The sequence below is a fragment of the Streptomyces sp. NPDC046335 genome (assembly GCF_055587985.1).
Window position 1 is genome coordinate 401334 of the sequence record NZ_JBVJFF010000011.1, and the last position, 19892, is coordinate 421225.

General features: G+C 70.2%; 19 protein-coding genes. 8 read left to right on the plus strand and 11 right to left on the minus strand.

The annotated features are described in order from the left end of the window. Positions 1 to 222 precede the first annotated feature (222 nt). Complete coding sequence (locus tag ACZ6JY_RS27825; RefSeq protein WP_469200010.1) at positions 223 to 1257, plus strand: LLM class flavin-dependent oxidoreductase; 1035 nt, start codon at positions 223 to 225, stop codon at positions 1255 to 1257. Positions 1258 to 1317: 60 nt separating this feature from the next. On the opposite strand, the gene ACZ6JY_RS27830 is transcribed toward ACZ6JY_RS27825, so the two are convergent. Beyond that, positions 1318 to 1710: an SCO5389 family protein gene (locus ACZ6JY_RS27830; RefSeq protein WP_447040042.1), complete on the minus strand. Its 393-nt coding sequence runs from the start codon at positions 1708 to 1710 to the stop codon at positions 1318 to 1320. Between the two features lie 253 nt (positions 1711 to 1963). Between ACZ6JY_RS27830 and nucS the strand changes: the two genes are divergently transcribed. Further along, the gene (gene nucS, locus ACZ6JY_RS27835; protein WP_469200013.1) at positions 1964 to 2635 is read left to right on the plus strand and encodes an endonuclease NucS; all 672 of its coding nucleotides are present in this window, start codon (positions 1964 to 1966) and stop codon (positions 2633 to 2635) included. Between the two features lie 171 nt (positions 2636 to 2806). On the opposite strand, the gene ACZ6JY_RS27840 is transcribed toward nucS, so the two are convergent. The 4 genes from ACZ6JY_RS27840 to ACZ6JY_RS27855 all read right to left on the minus strand — a co-directional run bounded on the left by ACZ6JY_RS27840 (position 2807) and on the right by ACZ6JY_RS27855 (position 7689). After that, complete coding sequence (locus ACZ6JY_RS27840) at positions 2807 to 5266, minus strand: ATP-binding protein (RefSeq protein WP_469200015.1); 2460 nt, start codon at positions 5264 to 5266, stop codon at positions 2807 to 2809. Positions 5267 to 5464: 198 nt separating this feature from the next. Then, on the minus strand, positions 5465 to 5788 hold the full coding sequence (locus ACZ6JY_RS27845) for an STAS domain-containing protein (protein ID WP_030792181.1): 324 nt from the start codon (positions 5786 to 5788) through the stop codon (positions 5465 to 5467). Positions 5789 to 6017: 229 nt separating this feature from the next. Beyond that, on the minus strand, positions 6018 to 6866 hold the full coding sequence (locus ACZ6JY_RS27850; protein ID WP_469200018.1) for a 3-hydroxyacyl-CoA dehydrogenase family protein: 849 nt from the start codon (positions 6864 to 6866) through the stop codon (positions 6018 to 6020). A gap of 181 nt (positions 6867 to 7047) precedes the next feature. After that, a complete protein-coding gene (locus tag ACZ6JY_RS27855; RefSeq protein ID WP_469200020.1) occupies positions 7048 to 7689 on the minus strand; it encodes a TetR/AcrR family transcriptional regulator in 642 nt (213 codons plus the stop codon). A gap of 97 nt (positions 7690 to 7786) precedes the next feature. Between ACZ6JY_RS27855 and ACZ6JY_RS27860 the strand changes: the two genes are divergently transcribed. Genes ACZ6JY_RS27860 through ACZ6JY_RS27870 form a run of 3 tightly spaced genes read left to right on the plus strand, consistent with a single transcriptional unit; the run spans position 7787 to position 9949 of the window. Beyond that, positions 7787 to 8569: an ATP-binding cassette domain-containing protein gene (locus ACZ6JY_RS27860; protein ID WP_469200022.1), complete on the plus strand. Its 783-nt coding sequence runs from the start codon at positions 7787 to 7789 to the stop codon at positions 8567 to 8569. Positions 8570 to 8606: 37 nt separating this feature from the next. Beyond that, positions 8607 to 9362, plus strand: a complete 756-nt coding sequence (locus tag ACZ6JY_RS27865; RefSeq protein WP_469200024.1) for an ABC transporter permease — start codon at positions 8607 to 8609, stop codon at positions 9360 to 9362. A gap of 14 nt (positions 9363 to 9376) precedes the next feature. After that, positions 9377 to 9949 (plus strand): cob(I)yrinic acid a,c-diamide adenosyltransferase, encoded by a 573-nt coding sequence (locus tag ACZ6JY_RS27870; RefSeq protein ID WP_469200026.1) that lies wholly within the window; start codon positions 9377 to 9379, stop codon positions 9947 to 9949. A gap of 11 nt (positions 9950 to 9960) precedes the next feature. Here the strand turns inward: ACZ6JY_RS27870 and ACZ6JY_RS27875 are convergent, their stop codons facing one another. Further along, the gene (locus tag ACZ6JY_RS27875; RefSeq protein ID WP_469200028.1) at positions 9961 to 10542 is read right to left on the minus strand and encodes a hypothetical protein; all 582 of its coding nucleotides are present in this window, start codon (positions 10540 to 10542) and stop codon (positions 9961 to 9963) included. A 235-nt stretch (positions 10543 to 10777) separates the two neighbouring features. Between ACZ6JY_RS27875 and ACZ6JY_RS27880 the strand changes: the two genes are divergently transcribed. From ACZ6JY_RS27880 to ACZ6JY_RS27890, 3 genes are all read left to right on the plus strand, one after another. Then, the gene (locus ACZ6JY_RS27880) at positions 10778 to 11968 is read left to right on the plus strand and encodes a sensor histidine kinase (protein ID WP_469200030.1); all 1191 of its coding nucleotides are present in this window, start codon (positions 10778 to 10780) and stop codon (positions 11966 to 11968) included. After that, entirely contained in the window at positions 11965 to 12615 is a 651-nt protein-coding gene (locus ACZ6JY_RS27885) for a response regulator (RefSeq protein ID WP_469200032.1), read from the plus strand. The genes ACZ6JY_RS27880 and ACZ6JY_RS27885 overlap by 4 nt, the downstream gene beginning before the upstream one ends. Before the next feature lie 256 nt (positions 12616 to 12871). Then, positions 12872 to 14677 (plus strand): glycosyl hydrolase family 18 protein, encoded by a 1806-nt coding sequence (locus ACZ6JY_RS27890; protein WP_469200134.1) that lies wholly within the window; start codon positions 12872 to 12874, stop codon positions 14675 to 14677. Positions 14678 to 14758: 81 nt separating this feature from the next. Here the strand turns inward: ACZ6JY_RS27890 and ACZ6JY_RS27895 are convergent, their stop codons facing one another. The 5 genes from ACZ6JY_RS27895 to atpA all read right to left on the minus strand — a co-directional run bounded on the left by ACZ6JY_RS27895 (position 14759) and on the right by atpA (position 19812). Further along, positions 14759 to 15208, minus strand: coding sequence for a DUF2550 domain-containing protein (locus ACZ6JY_RS27895; RefSeq protein WP_447040032.1), 450 nt, complete (start codon positions 15206 to 15208; stop codon positions 14759 to 14761). Between the two features lie 126 nt (positions 15209 to 15334). Next, positions 15335 to 15709, minus strand: a complete 375-nt coding sequence (locus ACZ6JY_RS27900) for a F0F1 ATP synthase subunit epsilon (protein WP_363253620.1) — start codon at positions 15707 to 15709, stop codon at positions 15335 to 15337. Between the two features lie 132 nt (positions 15710 to 15841). Then, on the minus strand, positions 15842 to 17284 hold the full coding sequence (gene atpD / locus ACZ6JY_RS27905; protein WP_469200035.1) for a F0F1 ATP synthase subunit beta: 1443 nt from the start codon (positions 17282 to 17284) through the stop codon (positions 15842 to 15844). After that, positions 17284 to 18201, minus strand: a complete 918-nt coding sequence (locus ACZ6JY_RS27910) for a F0F1 ATP synthase subunit gamma (RefSeq protein WP_469200037.1) — start codon at positions 18199 to 18201, stop codon at positions 17284 to 17286. Before ACZ6JY_RS27910 ends, atpD begins: the two co-directional genes overlap by 1 nt. A 21-nt stretch (positions 18202 to 18222) precedes the next feature. After that, entirely contained in the window at positions 18223 to 19812 is a 1590-nt protein-coding gene (atpA, locus tag ACZ6JY_RS27915) for a F0F1 ATP synthase subunit alpha (RefSeq protein WP_469200039.1), read from the minus strand. Between the last annotated feature and the right edge of the window lie 80 nt (positions 19813 to 19892).

Below are 19892 nucleotides of genomic sequence, written 5' to 3' on the forward strand. Positions count from 1 at the left end.
GTGACACCTCACGGCTGTACGGGCGATCAGGGGTGCCCCAAGCCTAGCGCCGGGCCCATGGGTACCCGTCCGGGACCGGCGCGCCGACCCCTGCGCACCGCACGGCCACACGCTGCACGGAAAATCCAACAATCTTCTTGCCAAGCCGTGCCTTTGGCACGTGTCACGCGTTGTTGCCCGTAGGGGGAGTGCCTGCGTCGGCGTCAAGGAGGCAGGAGTTCGATGCGTGTAGGTAGTTTTGTTCTGGCCGCCCAGTTCCCCGGACAGGGGCAGGGGGAGGCGCTGCACCGGGCGGTGCGGTCCGCCGAGGTGGCCGAGGAGGCGGGGCTCGACTCGGTCTGGCTCGCCGAACACCATTTCGTTCCGTACGGCACCTGTCCGTCGGCGACGACCCTGGCGGCACTGCTGCTGGGGCGTACGCGACGGCTCCGTATCGGCACCGCCGTCAGCGTGCTGCCGACCGTACACCCGGTGGCACTCGGCGAACAGGCCGCGCTGCTGCACATCACGTCCGGCGGCAGGTTCTCGCTCGGCGTCGGCCGCGGCGGCCCGTGGGTGGACCTGGAGGTCTTCGGAGCGGGCCTCGGGGCGTACGAGAAGGGGTTCCCCGACTCGCTCGACCTGCTGCTCCGGTGGCTGCGCGAGCCCCGGGTCGGGAGCCGCGACGAGCGGTTCCCCTTCCGTGAGGTCGACGTCGTGCCCCGGCCGCAGGAGGCCCTCAACGGCCAGGGCGCGAGCGGCCCCGAAGTGATCGTCGCCTGCACCTCGCCGTCCAGCGTGCGGCTCGCCGCGCGGCGCGGACTGCCGATGCTGCTCGGCATGCACGTGGGCGACGACGAGAAGGCCGAAATGGTGGCCTTGTGGAACCGGCACGCACGTGCAGCCGGGCACCCGCCGGACGTGCTGGCCGCGGCGTGCCACGTCTCCGCGGGTGTCGTGCAGATCGCGGACCACCGCCCGGAGGCCGCGGAGACGTTACAGAAAGCGATGCCGGGCTGGCTCAAGCAGGGCCTGGAGGCACATGTCACGGTGGACGGCCGCAAGCGCGCCATGCGTGACCCGCTGGCCTACACCGAAATGCTCTGCGGGCTCCACCCCGTGGGCACCCCGCAGGTGTGCGCCGACCGCATCGCCGCCACCTCGGAGCGGACGGGCATCACACGCTTCGCGCTGCTCGTCGAGGGCTCCGGCGATCTCGCGACCACGGAGGAGAACGTACGAAGGCTGGGGGCCGAGGTACTGCCCCAGCTCGGCTGAGACGGGAGCTGCCGCTCCGGACCGTCACACCTCCCGCGTACGGAGCGGCAGCAACAAACGTCAGCAGTCCCGGAGTTCGGGTGACTGGTTGAGCAGCTGACCCCGGATCGAGGTGAATCGGGCGAGCCGGTCATCCACCGCCGAGTCCAGCGGGAAGACCGCCACACGGTGACAGTTCTGGAACGCCAGACGTACTCCGAAGTGCCGCTGTAGCGCGCCGCGAATCGCGTCACTCGCGAGCGCGCGCAGCAGCTGCCCACGTGCCTGCTCGTCCGGCGGCGGCGTCTGGTTGTCGGCGAACTCTCCGCCGTCGACCTTCAGCTGAGCCACCAGGGAGCTGATCATCTCCCATGCGTAAGGCAGGGAGGTCCGGACGCAGTCGACGAATGCTGCTTCGTCGACCTCGCCTCGCTCGGCCTGTTCCAACAGTGCCGGTGAGACGTCGAGCGACATGGGTTCTCCTCTCACACCCCCGGGGAGCGGGGGCCTACGGACAGGGACGGAGTCCGCATACGCAGCGTGCGCGGATGACGACCTCCCGCTTCTACGGTAGGCACCGGTCGGGCGCCGCACCAGGAGATTGGACGCATAACCGGCCAGGATCGAACAGGTCCATCGACGGACAAGTGGTGCGAGCCGCGCGACGGCCGCCGGCGGCTGAGGGCGAATCGCGTGCACCACCCCGAGTCGAGTAGCGTTGCGCCCCATGCGTCTCGTCATTGCCCGATGCTCCGTGGACTACGCGGGCCGGCTCACCGCCCATCTCCCGTCGGCCCCCCGTCTGATCCTCGTGAAGGCGGACGGCAGCGTCTCGATCCACGCGGACGACAGGGCCTACAAGCCCCTGAACTGGATGTCCCCGCCCTGCACGCTGAAGGAGGGAGCAGGGGACGACGCCGGTGTGTGGACCGTCGTGAACAAGGCGGGCGAGAAGCTCATCATCACGATGGAGGAAATCCTCCACGACTCCTCGCACGAACTCGGCGTGGACCCCGGCCTCATCAAGGACGGCGTGGAAGCGCACCTCCAGGAGCTGCTCGCCGACCGCATCGAGACACTGGGCGATGGTTTCTCGCTCATCCGTCGCGAGTACATGACGGCGATCGGCCCGGTCGACATCCTCTGCCGCGACGCCGACGGGCAGACCGTCGCCGTCGAGATCAAGCGCCGCGGCGAGATCGACGGCGTCGAGCAACTGACCCGCTACCTGGAGCTGTTGAACCGCGACCCGCATCTCGCGCCGGTCCGGGGCATCTTCGCCGCCCAGGAGATCAAGCCGCAGGCCCGCGTCCTCGCCACGGACCGCGGCATCGGCTGTGCCGTCCTCGACTACAACGCGATGCGCGGCATCGAGGACGACAAGCTGCGGCTGTTCTGAGAGCCTGTGTCATAACCCCGGTCGGATCAGCGTGCGGCGTCTGGTGCGTGCGATCGCAAGGCGCCGGAGCGTCCTCGTAGCGGAGCTACTAGGGCGTTTCGGCAACGCCGCGAGCGTGCGTGCCAGGCGTCGCGCGCCCGGCCGGGGTTATGACACAGGCTCTGAGCGGCCCTACACCGTCCCTGGCGCCGTCGACCCGCTGGAGGGGTCGACGGCGCTTCGCGTCGCCGGTGAGCCCGTCGGGCGGCTCGCCGAGTTCGAGTTGTCGGGCGAGGTGGGCGGGGAGTCGCTCGTCGGCGGCTCCGACGTCGGGGGCCGGGACGTGGGCGGCTTGGTCGTCGGAGGCTTCGTCGTGGGCGGCTTCGTCGTCGGGGGCTTGGTCGTCGGCGGTTTCGTCGTGGGGGGCTTCGTGGTCGGCTCGTCGCTCGGCTCGTCCGAGGGCTTGCCGGACGGCTCACCGCTGTCGCTCGGGCCGTCCGACGGCTCGCCGCTCGGTGTCGGGCCGTCGGAGGTGCCGATGGCGCCGTCGTCGCCCGAGCCGGGGCGGCTGGTGGCGTCCTGCGGCTTGTCGGCGGTCAGGCCGTCGTCGCCCTGGTCCTCCGTGGCGGACTGCTCCGTCTTGACCCGTTCGCCGGGGCCGTCGTCGGACGTGGCGCCCAGCGTGACGACCGTGCCGAGGACGGCGACGAGCAGGGCTCCCGCGCCCGCGGCGACGAGGTTGCGCCGGGTGCCGCTGAGGATGGAGCGGCGGCTAGGCGCCTTGGCGGGCACGATGACCGGCGTGACCCTGCTGCTGACCAGGGTCTCCGGCTCCGCGGGCGGCACCGGCGGCACGAAGGCCGCGGGGACGCCGCCGGGCGGCGACGCCGACTCCTCGTAGCGCGCGTCGGGGACCTCTTCCCCCGCGGCGGTGCGCCCGCCGGGCAGTGCGCCGCCCGAGCGGTCGGCGACCAGGGCGAGGGCACGGCGTCCGGAGATCATGCCGCGCTTGTCGGCGAGGGCGCCGCGCAGCCCGATGGACGCCTCCAGCTCGGCGCGCGCCCGGTCGAGCCGTCCGCCGCAGAGCGCGAGGATGCCCAGCTCGTGGTGGAAGTACGCCTCCTCGGCGACCTCCCCCGCGTTGCGCGCCGCCTCCTGGCCGGACCGCAGGGCGCGTTCCCAGGCGCCCCAGGCGAGGCCCCCCGCGAAGGCGGGCGCCGCGGTGCGGGCCAGCAGGACCGCGGTGCCGCTCTCCGCGGTGACCAGCGCGGAGAGCGCCGCGAGGACCGCGTCCGCCTCGGCGGCGACCCGTCCGGGGGCGACCGAGGGGTGTCCGGCCCACCAGGCGTAGTGCTGGGCGGCGGCGCGGGCCCGCTCGGCGCTGTCGTCGGCGTACCCGGCGCTCTCCAGCTGGGTGCGCACGCCGGGGGCGAGGCGGTAGTGCGCGCCCACCGCGGTGACCAGGGCGCAGCTCACCAGCTCGGCGAGTGCGGCGTCGGCGTGGGTGTCGCCGACCAGGGCGGGCAGGTGTGCCTGGTGCGGCAGTTCACCGCCGAGCGCGACGGCGAACTCCAGGGTGGCGCGGGCCGAGGGGCTCAGCCGGGAGGCGAGCAGGGCCGCGGGCGCGGCGCCGTCGGCGAGCGAGGGCAGCGGGACCTCGGTGTCGTCGGCTTCGAAGGGCGCGTCGACCGGGACGTCCGCGAAGTAGCCGTTGTCCTCGAAGGCGTGCGGGTCGGCGCGGAGCTGGTCGCGCTGGCGGAGCAGGGCGCCCGCCTGGACGAAGCGCAGCGGCAGGCCCTCGGACTCGAACCACAGGTCGCCCGCCCAGCCGGCCTCCTCGTCGTCGAGGACGCGGCCGACGACGCGCTCCAGGAGTTCGAGGCTGCCGCCGCGGCCGAGTCCGCCGAGGAACACCTCTTCGAGGTGGGAGCCGGTGGAGGGGGCGGCGACGTCGGGTGTCGTGGCGATGAGGAAGGCGCACTCGGGCGTCGCGTCGAGCACCTCGTCGAGGCCCGCGCCGCCGAACTCCAGGTCGTCGAGGACGACGACGGCACCGATGCCGTTGACGAGTTCGAGCAGGGAGGCGTGGTCGGGCCGCTGCAGGGGTGCGTCGTAGACGGCCGCGAAGAGGTCCTGGAGCAGTTCGCCGGGTGTCCTGCGGCAGCCGGAGAGCCGGACCACGCCGTCGGGCGCGAGATCGGCGCAGTCGTCGGCGACGGCGTTGAGCAGCGCCGTGCGTCCCGATCCGGCGGGCCCGGTGAGCCGCACCGACCTGCCGCGTGCGAGCAGCCGTACGAGGCGCTCACGCTCTTCCTGGCGCTCCAGGAGCGGCATCCTGGGGAGCGCGGGTCCCGGCGGCACGGGCGGCATGGCGGCGCGGCGCAGCTCGGCGCGTTCGCCCGCGGTGCGCTTGGCGGGTGTGTCCGGCCGTTCCCCGGGCGGGCAGGGTTCGATCTCGCTGCCGTCGACGGGGTTGACGGTGAGCAGGAAGTCACCGGACACCAGTTGTACGGTGCGGGCCAGGGCGGGTGCCTGCTGGCCGAAGTCCGGAGTCAGAGGATCGCGTGGACGCTGCGGTCGCGCGGAGCCGTCGTGGTCGTCGCCACCTTGCCCGTGGCCGTACTCTTCGGGTTCCCGGTTCATCGGGTCCATGGTCCCAGCCCCCCAGATGCGTGATGTGCAGAGCCCCCTCCGGCCTTCGTGCACACTGCGCTGTCGCTTCTGGTCCGGTGCCCCCGCGCGGGTTCGTATATCGGTGGGCGACCGAACCCTAGACCTTCGTCCAGTATCTACGAGAGAGCGGGGTACCGCCCCGTCCGAGACGTCACAGTCTCATGAGGAATGCGTGCTTCAGGCTCTGGGGAGCGATTCGACGCCGATGCCGCCCTCGATCGCGAGGATGCGGTGGAGCCTCGTCGCGACGAGCAGGCGCTGCATCTGCGGCGGCACGTGGCGCAGGACGAGCCTGCGTCCGCACCGTCCGGCGCGGCGGTGCGCGCCCATGATGACGCCGAGTCCCGTGGCGTCCCACGAGTCGAGTTCGGACAGGTCGAGCACCAGGTCGCCGGCGCCGTCGTCGACGGCCGAGTGCAGGACCGTACGGGCGTCCGCCGCGCTGCGTACGTCGAGGCGTCCCCCGACGACCAGCTGGGCCTGGTCGCCCCTGATGTGCATATGCGCTCCCCGAGAGTGCTGTGTGCAGAGTGCTGTGTCTGCTGTGACGGATGGTCCGTAGGCGTCTGCTGATCCTTGCGGCGATCTGCGTATGTCACAGCAACTGACTGCCGCTTGGGCGAGGAAGTTGCCGTCCGTAAGCGAACCGATACCGAATTCACTCCGAGGGGTGACCCGGAGGCCACTGAAAGGTCAGACGAGGCGTCAGGCGGCGTACGTCAGTGCTGGTTCAGTGCTTGTAGAAGCCCTGCCCGCTCTTGCGGCCGATGTCACCGGCGTCAACCATCCGGCGCATCAGCTCCGGTGGGGCGAACTTCTCGTCCTGGGACTCGGTGTAGATGTTGCTCGTGGCGTGGAGCAGGATGTCGACGCCGGTGAGGTCGGCGGTGGCGAGCGGGCCCATGGCGTGGCCGAAGCCGAGCTTGCAGGCGATGTCGATGTCCTCGGCGCTTGCGACACCCGACTCGTACAGCTTGGCGGCCTCGACGACGAGCGCGGAGATCAGACGGGTCGTCACGAAGCCGGCGACGTCGCGGTTGACGACGATGCAGGTCTTGCCGACGGACTCGGCGAACTCGCGGGTGCGGGCGAGGGTTTCGTCGCTGGTCTTGTAACCGCGCACGAGCTCGCAGAGCTGCATCATCGGGACCGGCGAGAAGAAGTGGGCGCCGACGACGCGCTCCGGACGGTCCGTCACGGCCGCGATCTTGGTGATCGGGATGGCGGAGGTGTTGGAGGCGAGTACGGCGTCGTCGCGCACGAGCTTGTCGAGGGTGCGGAAGATCTCGTGCTTGACCTCCAGCTTCTCGAACACGGCCTCGACGACGATGTCCGCGTCGGCGACGGCGTCCAGGTCGGTGGTGGCCGTGATGCGCCCGAGCGCGGCCTCGGCGTCGTCGGCGGCGAGCTTGCCCTTGCCCACGAACTTGTCGTACGACGCCTTGATCCCGTCGGTGCCACGGGTCAGGGCCTCATCGGTGACGTCGCGCAGGACGACGTCCCAGCCCGCCTGGGCGGAGACCTGAGCGATACCGGACCCCATGAGTCCGGCTCCGATGACGGCGAGCTTCCGTGCCACTGTTCCGACTCCCCTACCGCTTATCACGCTTGGCTTACACGCGGCTTACGCATGCCTCTGCGGCGGACATTAGCGGTCGGGGGCGCACCTGTGGCCGTGAAGAGATGCGCGTCACGTCTCAAATGACGGACATCACACTGGTACGGGCCGCGCTGTGCGGCGCGTCACGCGGGGGTACGGGTCATCCGGCGGGCCGGGTCGCGTAGTTGAGGACCTTCTCGCCGAGGAGGTCCTCCATCTCGTCCAGCAGACAGAGGGCCTCGCGCGACACTTCGGCGACGTCGCGGCGCTCGACCATCTCGTCGCCGATCCACGCCATGAGCGTGGCATGGAGCCAGGAGAGCTGACCGGCGACCAGGCCGGGCAGCGGGTCACCGGGGGCGGCGCCGGTCTCCTCGGCGAGCGTCCCGGTGAGCCGGGCCAGCGCCTCCTGCTGGATCTCCCAGAGGCGGGAGCGCAGGGGGTGCGCGTCGGTGATGACCTTCATGAAGTCGGCCCAGCCCGCGAAGAGGCCGATGGAGGGCGAGACGCCCTCCACGTCGGAGCGGAGCTCGCGCAGGACGGCGGCGGCCGCCGACTCCCCGCTCCTGCGCCCCCGCACGTACCCGGCGAGCCGGTCGACGACGGCCTCGCCCCGGTCGAGGAAGAGGTCCTCCTTGGCGGGGAAGTAGTTGTACACCGTGTTGGCGGAGACGTCCGCCGCGTCCGCGATCTCCGCGACGGTCACCGCGCCGAAGCCGCGCTCCAGGAAGAGCCCCGTGGCGATGTCGGAGATCCGCTGCTTGGTCTGCCGCTTCTTGCGCTCCCTGAGCCCTTCGGTCATGCGGTCATCGTATGCGTCGCTGGTCGCCCTTGAATTTTGCGGAGCATAGAAATTTGGTGGCGTTGCAAAATTTAAGGGACTCTGTTTTTGTGGGGCCATGGCAATCATCAGCACGTCCGGCCTCGCCCGGACCTTCCGGACCAAGGGCGGGCCCGTCGAGGCCGTCCGCGGCATCGACCTGAGCGTGCGGGCGGGCGAGATCCTCGGCTTCCTCGGGCCGAACGGCGCGGGCAAGACCACCACGCTGCGCATGCTGACCACGCTGCTCCCGCCCACCGGCGGCACCGCCACCGTGGCGGGCCACGACCTGACGGAGGACCCGGCGGGCGTGCGCGGCCGGATCGGTTACGTCGCCCAGTCCGGCGGCGTCGACCTCAGCGTCTCCGTACGCGAGGAACTGATCACCCAGGGGCGCCTGTACCGCCTGCCCAGGGCGCGCGCCGAGGCCCGCGCCGAGGAGCTGGCGCGCGACCTCGGCCTGACCGAGCTGATGGAGCGGCCCTGCGCGGCGCTCTCCGGCGGCCAGCGGCGGCGCCTGGACATCGCGATGGGGCTCACGCACCGGCCCGAGGTGCTCTTCCTCGACGAGCCGACCACCGGGCTCGACCCGGGCAGCCGGGCCGACCTGTGGACGCTGGTGCGGCGGCTGCGCGACGAGTACGGCACGACGGTCTTCCTCACCACGCACTACCTCGACGAGGCCGACGCGCTCTCCGACCGCCTGGTCGTCGTGGACCGGGGCGTCGTGGTCGCCGACGGCACGCCGAGCGCGCTCAAGCTGCGGTACGGCGGCTCGATCGACGCCACGCTCCAGGACACCTTCCTCGCCATCACCGGCCGCGACCTCGCACCCGAGGAGCAGGCGCCGGTCGCCGTCTGACCCGTACACCCGCCCGCCCACAGCACCGAGGGACCCCATGCCCGTCCTGCTCTCCGACACCGCGCTGATCTTCGGGCGGTACGCCCGGCAGACCCTGCGCTCCAAGTTCCAGATCCTCTTCGGCGTCCTGACGCCCCTGCTCTACCTGCTCTTCTTCGGGCCCCTGCTCACCGGTCTGCCGCTCGGCTCCCGGGGCGACTCCTGGCAGGTGCTCGTCCCGGGGCTGCTGCTGCAACTCGGTCTCTTCGGGGCGACCTTCAGCGGCTTCGCGCTCATCATCGAGAAGCAGTTCGGCGTGGTGGAGCGGATGCGGGTGACGCCCGTCAGCCGCCTCGCGCTGCTGCTCGGCCGCATCCTGCGCGACGCCGCGCTCTTCGTCTTCCAGGCGGTGCTGCTCGTGCTCGCCGCGCTGGTGATGGGGCTCAGGGCGCCCCTCGCCGGCGTCCTCATCGGATTCGCTTTCGTGGCGCTCCTGACCGCGGGGCTCGCCTCGCTCTCGTACGCGCTCGCCATGAAGGTCGGCAAGCCGCAGGAGTTCGGCCCCGCCGTGAACGCGGTGAGCATGCCCGCGATGCTGCTCTCCGGACTGATGCTGCCGATGGCGCTCGCGCCGGCCTGGCTGGACGTCCTGTCGCACTTCATGCCGTTCCGCTACCTGGTCGACGCGGTGCGGGCGGCGTACGTGGGCGAGTACGCGACCGCCACCATGCTGTACGGGGTCCTGATGGCCGTCGCCTTCGTGCTGTTCTCCGTGACGGTGGGCACACGGGTCTTCAAGCGGGCCGGTGCCTGACTACGCTCGGACGCATGGTCAATCTGACGCGCATCTACACCAGGACCGGCGACCAGGGCACCACCGCCCTCGGGGACATGAGCCGGACCGCCAAGACCGATCTGCGGATCTCCGCGTACGCCGACGCCAACGAGGCCAACGCGGCCATCGGCACGGCGATCGCGCTCGGACAGCTCGACGCGGAGGTCGTGAAGGTCCTCGTACGGGTCCAGAACGACCTGTTCGACGTGGGCGCCGACCTGTCGACGCCGGTCGTCGAGGACCCGAAGTACCCGCCGCTGCGCGTCGAGCAGTCCTACGTCGACAAGCTGGAGGAGGACTGCGACCGCTTCCTGGAGGAGCTGGAGAAGCTGCGCAGCTTCATCCTTCCGGGCGGCACGCCGGGCGCGGCCCTGCTGCACCAGGCGTGCACGGTGGTGCGGCGGGCCGAGCGCTCGACGTGGGCGGCCATCGAGGTCCACGGGGAGAGCATGAACCCCCTGACGGCCACCTACCTCAACCGCCTCTCCGACCTCCTGTTCATCCTGGCGCGCACGGCCAACAAGGCGGTCGGCGACGTGCTGTGGGTGCCGGGCGGCGAGCGCTAGACCCGGCGCCGCTAGAGCTTGGTCAGGACGTCCTCGTTCTCGCGCTCCTTGCCGGCCTCCGCTGCCGGTGCCTTCTTCGGGAAGAGGGTGTACGTGGCGGCGATGACGACGTTGATGCCGATCAGCCACAGCATCCGCTGCTGCCACATCCGCAGCGAACCGGTGTCGCCCTCGCCGCCCACGTACCAGGCGGCGCCCTGGAGCAGCGCCATGGCGATCAGCGCGGCGAGCACCCAGCGCGCGGCGAGCTTCCACTCGTGGACGGCGCGGGCGGCCCCGTACTTCGGTGTCACGGGGGCGGGCCCGCCGGCGAAGCGGTGGGCGACGCGGACGTCGACCCACTTGATCGTGTAGTGGCCGAGCGCGACGGAGTAGCCGATGTAGACGGCGGCGAGGCCGTGCTTCCAGTCCGGCTCCGCCCCGTTCCTCAGGTCGATCGCGGTGACCACGAACAGCAGCACTTCCAGGAGCGGCTCGCACAGCAGCACGCCGACACTCGTACGCGGCATCTTCGCCCAGTAGCGCAGCGCGAGACCCGCGGCGAGCAGCACCCAGAAGCCGACCTCGCAGATGATGATCAGTGTGACGATCACGGCTCACTCCTCAGGGTCGCTTCCTCGGTCACCCTTCAAGGCTGGCGTCCCACGAGCCGCCGGTCGTCGTCGTCAGTGACGAAGCCGGGCTGCATCCTTCGATGTAGCGGCGGCCCCGGGCCCTGGGCGCGGGCGTCCGCAACCAGCGCCGTACCCAGTTCGATGTAGTCACCACCGGCCGGGTTCCTCCCCCAGGACCAGGCAATGGCCCGAGCCCACCGTGTTGGATGGGGGCATGGCCCTGTCCCTCGCCCGCCCGCACCGCGTCGACGTCGGGATCGCCACGCTCAGCCTGCTCAGCGGGCTGGCGCTGTGGGCGCTCGGGCTGCACACCCAGCCGGGCAGGCACTTCAGCGGCGCCTGGGCGCTCATCCCGCTGGCCGTCCTCGCCTGCCTGGAGCTGGTGCGCAGGACGGCCCCGCAGGTCGCCCTCACCGTCGGCACGCTCGCCCTGGTCGCCGACCAGTTCACCGAGGGCAACCTCGCCTCGATCATGATGTTCACGGACATCGTGTACGCGGCCGTCGTGTACGGCACGCCCGCCGCCGCGCGCCGCATCCCGGTGACCACGGGGCTGATCACCGTGGCGGTGACCGTCGGCTTCCTCGCCTGGTTCAGGGACCCCGAGGCCATCCTGCTCGGCGTCGTCACCGGGGTGATCTCCTTCGCCCCCGCCACCACGGGCGTCCTGGTGCGCAACCACCGCGAGGCCGCGGAGGCGGCGAGGCTGCGGGCCGAGCAGACGGCGCTGCTCGCCGAGATGGACCGCGTCCAGGCCGTCACGGCCGAGCGCGCGAGGATGGCCCGCGAACTGCACGACATGGTCGCCAACCACCTCTCGGCGATCGCCATCCACTCCACGGCCGCCCTCTCCCTGGACGACCCGAGGACGAGCACGGACGCGCTCGTCGTGATCCGGGAGAACAGCGTCGAGGGCCTGGCCGAGATGCGCCGCCTCATCGGCATCCTGCGCGACGACAGCGGTGACCTGGAACCGGCCGTCGCGCCCACCCTCGACGGACTCGCCGCCCTGGTCGCGGGCGCCCGCACCAACGGCCTCGACGTCACGCTCGACGACGCCCGCACCCCGCGGGAGCCGAAGCTGCCCGCGCCGGTCGGGCTCGCCGCGTACCGCATCGTCCAGGAGTCCCTGACGAACGCCCTCAAGCACGCCTCGCCCGGCCCGGTCACCGTGAGCCTCGTCCAGCGGCGCCGCGCCCTGAAGGTCCGCGTGAGCAGCCCGTACGGCGATCCGTCCGGGCCGCGCGCCCCCGGCTCCGGAGCCGGCCTCGTCGGCATGCGTGAGCGCACCGAACTGCTCGGCGGTGCCTTCGATTCGGGCCCCGAGAACAGCCCTGACGGCAAGGTGTGGATCGTCTCCGCGACCCTGCCCGTCGACCCCGCAGACGAAGGAGCCGAGGAATGATCCGGGTGCTTGTCGCCGAAGACCAGTCAGCCGTACGCGCGGGACTCGTCCTGATCCTGCGCAGCGCCCCCGACATCGAGGTGGTCGGCGAGGCGGCGGACGGCGAGCAGGCGGTGGCCCTCGCGCGCGAGCTCCGCCCCGACCTGGTCCTGATGGACGTGCAGATGCCGCGCCTCGACGGGGTCGCGGCGACGCGGCAGGTCGTCGCCGAAGGGCTCGCGGACGTCCTCGTCCTGACCACCTTCGACCTCGACGAGTACGTCTTCGGGGCGCTGCGCGCGGGCGCCTGCGGGTTCATGCTGAAGAACACCGAGGCGAAGGACCTCATCGAGGGCGTCCGCACGGTGGCGCGCGGCGAGGGCCTGATCGCCCCCGCCGTCACACGCCGTCTGATCGCCGAGTTCGCCGCCCCGGCCAAGGCGGTGCGCAGCGGGAACGCGCCGGACCCCGCGGTCCTGGACAGCCTCACGCGCCGCGAGCGCGAGGTCCTCGCCTGCATCGGCGGCGGCCTGTCGAACGCGGAGATCGCGGGCCGTCTCTCCATGGCGGAGGCCACGGTGAAGACCCACGTCAGCCGGTTGCTCGGCAAGCTCGGCCTGCGCAGCAGGGTGCAAGCTGCCGTGCTCGCGCAGGAATTGGGTGTCTGATCCGTTCGGGCGGGGTTGCCTGATCCCATCGGAGCGGTGCGATCCGGCCATTGGTTCAGACCTCTTGACCGATGGTCCAGACCTTTCTATTCTCACCGCACTGCGGTGAGCACTCCCCCACGTGTTCCACGTGCTCACGGGCGGCGCAGGGATCTACCCCTATGACCCCCGGAACTCACCCGAGGAGCACCTCGTGCGCTTCACACAGACCGACGCACGCCCAAGACTCAGGCGCAGACACAGAGCCGTGGCCGCAATGACCACGCTCCTGCTCCCGCTCGCCACCCTCGTCGCGCTCGGCGGCTCCGCCGAGGCCGCCCCCGATGCCACCGCCGAGGCCACCGCCACGTACGCCAAGACCCAGGACTGGGGCAGCGGCTTCGAGGGCAAGTGGACCATCAAGAACACCGGCACCACCACGCTCAGCTCCTGGAACGTCCAGTGGGACTTCCCCTCGGACACCAAGGTGACCTCCGCCTGGGACGCCACCGTCACCAACTCCGGCGCCCGCTGGACGGGCAAGAACCTCGGCTGGAACGGGACGCTCGCCCCCGGCGCCTCGGTCTCCTTCGGGTTCAACGGCACCGGCTCCGGCTCCCCCAGTGAGTGCACGCTCAACGGCAACAGCTGTGACGGCGGCAGCGTCCCCGGCGACAAGCCGCCCACCGCGCCCGGCACCCCGAAGGCCTCCGGCATCACCGACACCTCGGTGAAGCTCGACTGGAGCGCCGCCACCGACGACAAGGGCGTCAAGAACTACGACGTCCTGCGGGACGGCGCCAAGGTCTCCACGGTGTCCGACACCTCGTACACCGACAAGGACCTCACCGCCGGCACCGACTACTCGTACAGCGTGCAGGCCCGCGACACCGCAGGCCAGACGGGCCCGGCGAGCGAAGCCGTCAAGGTCCGCACCACCGGCGGCGGCGGTCCCGAGCCCGAGCCCGGCGACAAGGTCAAGCTCGGCTACTTCACCGAGTGGGGCGTCTACGGCCGGAACTACCACGCCAAGAACATCGCGTCCTCCGGCTCCGCCGGGAAGATCACGCACATCAACTACAGCTTCGGCAACGTCCAGGGCGGCAAGTGCACCATGGGCGACGCCTACGCGGCGACCGACAAGGCGTACACCGCCGACCAGAGCGTCGACGGCGTCGCCGACACCTGGGACCAGCCCCTGCGCGGCAACTTCAACCAGCTGCGCAAGCTGAAGGCCAAGTACCCGGACATCAAGATCCTCTGGTCCTTCGGCGGCTGGACCTGGTCCGGCGGCTTCACCGACGCCATGAAGAACCCGGCGGCCTTCGCCAAGTCCTGCCACGACCTGGTCGAGGACCCGCGCTGGGCCGACGTCTTCGACGGCGTCGACCTGGACTGGGAGTACCCCAACGCCTGCGGTCTGTCCTGTGACACCTCGGGCCCGGCCGTCTTCAAGAACATGATGCAGGCCTTCCGGTCCGAGTTCGGCTCCAAGAGCCTGGTCACCGCGGCCATCACCGCGGACGGCTCCAGCGGCGGCAAGATCGACGCCGCCGACTACGGCGGCGCGGCGCAGTACGCCGACTGGTACAACGTCATGACGTACGACTTCTTCGGCGCCTGGGCGGCCAAGGGCCCGACGGCCCCGCACTCCCCGCTGACGTCCTACGCGGGCATCCCGCAGGACGGCTTCAACTCCGCCGCCGCGATCTCCAAGCTCAAGGCCAAGGGCGTGCCCGCGGAAAAGCTGCTCCTCGGCATCGGCTTCTACGGCCGCGGCTGGACCGGCGTCACCCAGAAGGAGCCGGGCGGCACGGCGACCGGCGCGGCACCCGGGACGTATGAGGCAGGGATCGAGGACTACAAGGTCCTCAAGAACAGCTGCCCCGCGAACGGGACGGTCGCCGGTACCGCGTACGCGCACTGCGGCACGAACTGGTGGTCCTACGACACCCCGGCGACCATCAAGTCCAAGATGGCCTGGGCCAAGGACCAGAAGCTCGGCGGTGCCTTCTTCTGGGAGTTCAGCGGTGACACCAGCAATGGTGAGCTGGTCAGCGCGATCAACGACGGTCTGAAGTAGCCTCCGGACCGCCCCACGAACGAAGCCGGGAAGACAGGATCGCCCCCTGTCTTCCCGGCTTCTCCATGCGTGCGGGAGAAACTACGCCACGTTCACCCGCTGGCCGGGCGGCGCCGCCTCCAGCCACGCCAGGAAACCCGTCAGGGCGTCCTCGCTCATCGCCAGCTCCAGGCGCACTCCGCGGTGGAGGCAGCCGAGGACTATGGCGTCGGAGAGCAGCGCCAGCTCTTCCTCGCCGTCGGGCGCCCGGCGGTCGACGACCTCGATGGCCGAGCGCTCAAGGACGCGGCGGGGCCGGGGGGCGTAGGAGAAGACGCGGTACCACTCGACACGGTCACCGTTGTAGCGGGCCACGCCGTAGCCCCAGCCCTTGCCGGAGGTGTCGCCCTTCTCGGGGGCGTCCCAGCGCAGGCTGCAGTCGAAGGTGCCGCCGGAGCGCTGGATCAGCCGGCGCCTCAGCCCGAAGACGAAGAGCCCCACCAAAACCAGCGCGATCACAGCAAGTCCGCACACGAGCAGAGTGAGGATCATCGGCACCGACCTCCTCGCCTCTTCGAAAACGGACCGACATTGCACCCGCATTGCCTCAGCCGCGACCAGGTCCGGGATGTTCCCGGACCTGGCCGCGGCTGAGTCACGTTACGCCGCGCGCTGGGGTCAGCGCGCCGCCACCGCACGCAGTCGGACGTCGGCGCGCCGCTCGGCGGAGGCGTCGGCCTCGCCCTTCGCGCGCTCCAGCGCCCGCTCCGCACGCTGGACGTCGATCTCGTCGGACAGCTCCGCGATCTCGGCCAGCAGCGACAGCTTGTCGTCCGCGAAGGAGATGAATCCCCCGTGGACGGCGGCGACGACCGTGGAGCCGTCGCTCGTACGAATGGTCACAGGGCCCGACTCCAGCACACCGAGCAGCGGCTGGTGACCGGGCATGACGCCGATGTCGCCGGACGTGGTGCGCGCGACGACCAGGGTGGCCTCACCGGACCAGACACTGCGGTCCGCCGCGACCAGCTCGACATGCAGCTCAGCAGCCAAGGGTGGCTCCTCGGGTCACCACCCGGCGGCTTCGCCGGGTGTTGGGTCAAATTCTAGTGGGCGTGCGGAGAGGGGCGGGACACCACCCCTGCGCGGGGTGCTCCCCGCCCCTCTCCATCAGAGCAGCCGGCCTCAGGAGACGCCGAGCTCCTTGGCGTTCTTCTTGAGGTCCTCAAGACCACCGCACATGAAGAATGCCTGCTCCGGGAAGTGGTCGTACTCGCCGTCGCAGATCGCGTTGAAGGCCGCGATCGACTCGTCGAGGGACACGTCCGAACCGTCCACACCGGTGAACTGCTTGGCGGCGTGGGTGTTCTGGGACAGGAAGCGCTCCACGCGACGGGCACGGGCGACGACGAGCTTGTCCTCTTCGCCGAGCTCGTCGATACCGAGGATCGCGATGATGTCCTGGAGGTCCTTGTACTTCTGCAGGATCGTCTTGACGCGCATGGCGGCGTCGTAGTGGTCCTGCGCGATGTAGCGCGGGTCCAGGATGCGGGACGTGGAGTCCAGCGGGTCCACGGCCGGGTAGATGCCCTTCTCCGAGATCGGACGGGAGAGAACCGTCGTCGCGTCGAGGTGGGCGAAGGTGGTGGCCGGGGCCGGGTCGGTCAGGTCGTCCGCGGGGACGTAGATCGCCTGCATCGAGGTGATCGAGTGACCACGGGTCGACGTGATGCGCTCCTGGAGGAGACCCATCTCGTCGGCCAGGTTCGGCTGGTAACCCACCGCGGAGGGCATGCGGCCGAGCAGGGTCGAGACCTCGGAACCGGCCTGCGTGAAGCGGAAGATGTTGTCGATGAAGAACAGCACGTCCTGCTTCTGCACATCGCGGAAGTACTCCGCCATGGTCAGACCGGCCAGGGCGACGCGCAGACGCGTGCCCGGCGGCTCGTCCATCTGGCCGAAGACCAGCGCGGTCTTGTCGAGAACGCCGGCCTCCTCCATCTCGACCATGAGGTCGTTGCCCTCACGGGTGCGCTCGCCGACACCGGCGAAGACGGAGACACCGTCGTGCAGCTTGGCCACACGGACGATCATTTCCTGGATCAGAACGGTCTTGCCGACACCGGCACCACCGAACAGACCGATCTTTCCACCCTTGACGTACGGGGTGAGAAGGTCGACGACCTTCAGGCCGGTCTCGAACATCTCGGTCTTCGACTCGAGCTGGTCGAAGGCCGGGGCCTTGCGGTGGATCGTCCAGCGCTCGGCGTCGGCGACCGTGGACGGGTCGTCGTTCAGGACCTCACCGAGCGTGTTGAACACACGACCCTTGGTCACGTCGCCGACCGGCACCGAGATGCCCTTGCCGGTGTCGGTGACGGGCGCCTGGCGGACCAGGCCGTCGGTGGGCTGCATCGAGATGGAGCGGACCACGCCGTCACCCAGGTGCTGGGCGACCTCGAGGGTCAGCGTCTTCCGCGCGCCTGCGGTCTCCGGGTCGTCGACCTCGACGTGCAGGGCGTTGTAGATCTCCGGCATCGCGTCGACGGGGAACTCCACGTCGACGACCGGGCCGATGACCCGGGCGACGCGGCCCGTGGCAACGGCCGTCTCAACAGTGGTCGTCATTACTTGTCACTCCCCGCGGTCGCGTCGGCCAGCGCTGCTGTGCCGCCGACGATCTCGCTGATTTCCTGGGTGATTTCGGCCTGGCGGGCCGCGTTGGCAAGCCGGGAGAGGCTGTTGATCAGATCCCCGGCGTTGTCGGTGGCCGACTTCATCGCGCGGCGCGTGGCGGCGTGCTTGGAGGCAGCCGACTGGAGCATCGCGTTGTAGATACGGCTCTCGACGTAGCGCGGCAGCAGGGCGTCGAGGACGTCCTCCGCCGACGGCTCGAAGTCGTACAGCGGAAGGATCTCGCCCTTGGTGGGCGACTCCTCCGCTACCTCTTCGAGGCTGAGCGGCAGCAGACGGCCGTCGGTGGCCGTCTGCGTCATCATCGAGACGAACTCGGTGTAGACGATGTGGAGTTCATCCACGCCGCCCTCCGCCGTCTCCTTCTCGATCGCCTCGATCAGCGGCGCCGCGACCTTCTTGGCATCCGCGTACGTGGGCTCGTCGGTGAAGCCCGACCACGACTCCGCGACCTTGCGCTCGCGGAAGTTGTAGTGGGCCAGACCGCGGCGGCCGACGATGTACGTGTCGACCTCCTTGCCCTCGGCCTCCAGGCGCGCGGTCAGCTGCTCCGCGGCCTTGATGGCGCTCGAGTTGAAGGCGCCGGCCAGACCGCGGTCGCTCGTGAGGAGCAGAACCGCGGAACGGGTCGCCGTCTCCGCCTCGGTCGTCAGCGGGTGCTTCGTGTTCGAGCCAGTGCCGACCGCCGTGACCGCGCGGGTGAGCTCGGTCGCGTACGGCGTGGAGGCCACCACCTTGCGCTGCGCCTTGACGACGCGCGAGGCGGCGATCATCTCCATCGCCTTGGTGATCTTCTTGGTCGCGGTGACGGATCGGATGCGACGCTTGTAGACCCGGAGCTGAGCTCCCATGAGTCAGGTCCCTTCCTTACGTCACTTGGCCGCGGCCGGAGCGTCCTCGCCGAGAAGCTTCCCGTCCGAGGTCTCGAACTGCTTCTTGAACTCCGCGATGGCGTCGCTGACGGCCTGAAGCGTGTCGTCCGACATCTTGCCGCCCTCCTTGATGGAGGTCATGAGGCCCTGCTCCTTGCGGTGCAGGTACTCCAGGAGCTCCTTCTCGAAGCGGCGGATGTCGTTGACCGGCACCTCGTCCATGCGACCGGTGGTACCGGCCCACACGGACACGACCTGGTCCTCGGTCGCCATCGGCTCGTACTGCGGCTGCTTGAGCAGCTCGACCATGCGCTGGCCGCGCTCGAGCTGAGCCTTCGACGCGGCGTCCAGGTCGGAACCGAAGGCGGCGAACGCCTCCAGCTCACGGAACTGGGCGAGGTCCACGCGCAGACGGCCCGAGACCTGCTTCATCGCCTTGTGCTGCGCGGAACCACCGACTCGGGAGACGGAGATACCGACGTTCAGCGCGGGGCGCTGACCGGCGTTGAAGAGGTCCGACTCCAGGAAGCACTGGCCGTCGGTGATGGAGATGACGTTGGTCGGGATGAACGCCGACACGTCGTTCGCCTTGGTCTCGACGATCGGAAGACCGGTCATCGAGCCCTTGCCCAGCTCGTCCGAGAGCTTCGCGCAGCGCTCGAGCAGACGCGAGTGCAGGTAGAAGACGTCACCCGGGTAGGCCTCGCGCCCCGGCGGGCGACGGAGCAGCAGGGACACGGCGCGGTAGGCGTCGGCCTGCTTCGAGAGGTCGTCGAAGATGATGAGGACGTGCTTGCCCTCGTACATCCACTGCTGGCCGATGGCCGAACCGGTGTAGGGCGCCAGGTACTTGAAGCCCGCCGGGTCGGACGCCGGGGCGGCGACGATGGTCGTGTACTCCAGCGCGCCGGCCTCTTCGAGGGCACCGCGCACGGAGGCGATGGTGGAGCCCTTCTGACCGATGGCGACGTAGATGCAGCGCACCTGCTTGTTCACGTCGCCCGTGCGCCAGTTGTCGCGCTGGTTGATGATCGTGTCGACTGCCAGGGCGGTCTTGCCCGTCTGGCGGTCACCGATGATCAGCTGACGCTGGCCGCGGCCGATCGGGGTCATCGCGTCGACGGCCTTGTAGCCGGTCTCCATCGGCTCGTGCACCGACTTACGGGCCATGACGCCCGGAGCCTGCAGCTCGAGGGCGCGACGTCCGCTGGTCTCGATCTCGCCGAGGCCGTCGATCGGGGTGCCGAGGGGGTCGACGACGCGGCCGAGGTAACCCTCGCCCACGGCGACGGAGAGAACCTCACCGGTGCGCTGCACCGGCTGACCCTCCTCGATACCGCTGAACTCGCCGAGGACGACGGCGCCGATCTCGCGCTCTTCCAGGTTCAGCGCGAGACCGAGGGTTCCGTCCTCGAACTTGAGCAGCTCGTTCGCCATCGCCGAGGGGAGGCCCTCGACCTTGGCAATACCGTCGCCGGCGACGGTGACCGTACCGACCTCCTCGCGCGAGGCCGCGTCCGGCTTGTACGCCTGGACAAAGTTCTCCAGCGCGTCCCGGATCTCCTCCGGCCGGATCGTGAGCTCCGCCATCTGGGTTCCCTGCTCTCCTTGTTGGGCCCGAAGTTTTCTTGGGGGGTCTGGGGTCAGCCCCCAGGAATCCTCTGCACGGC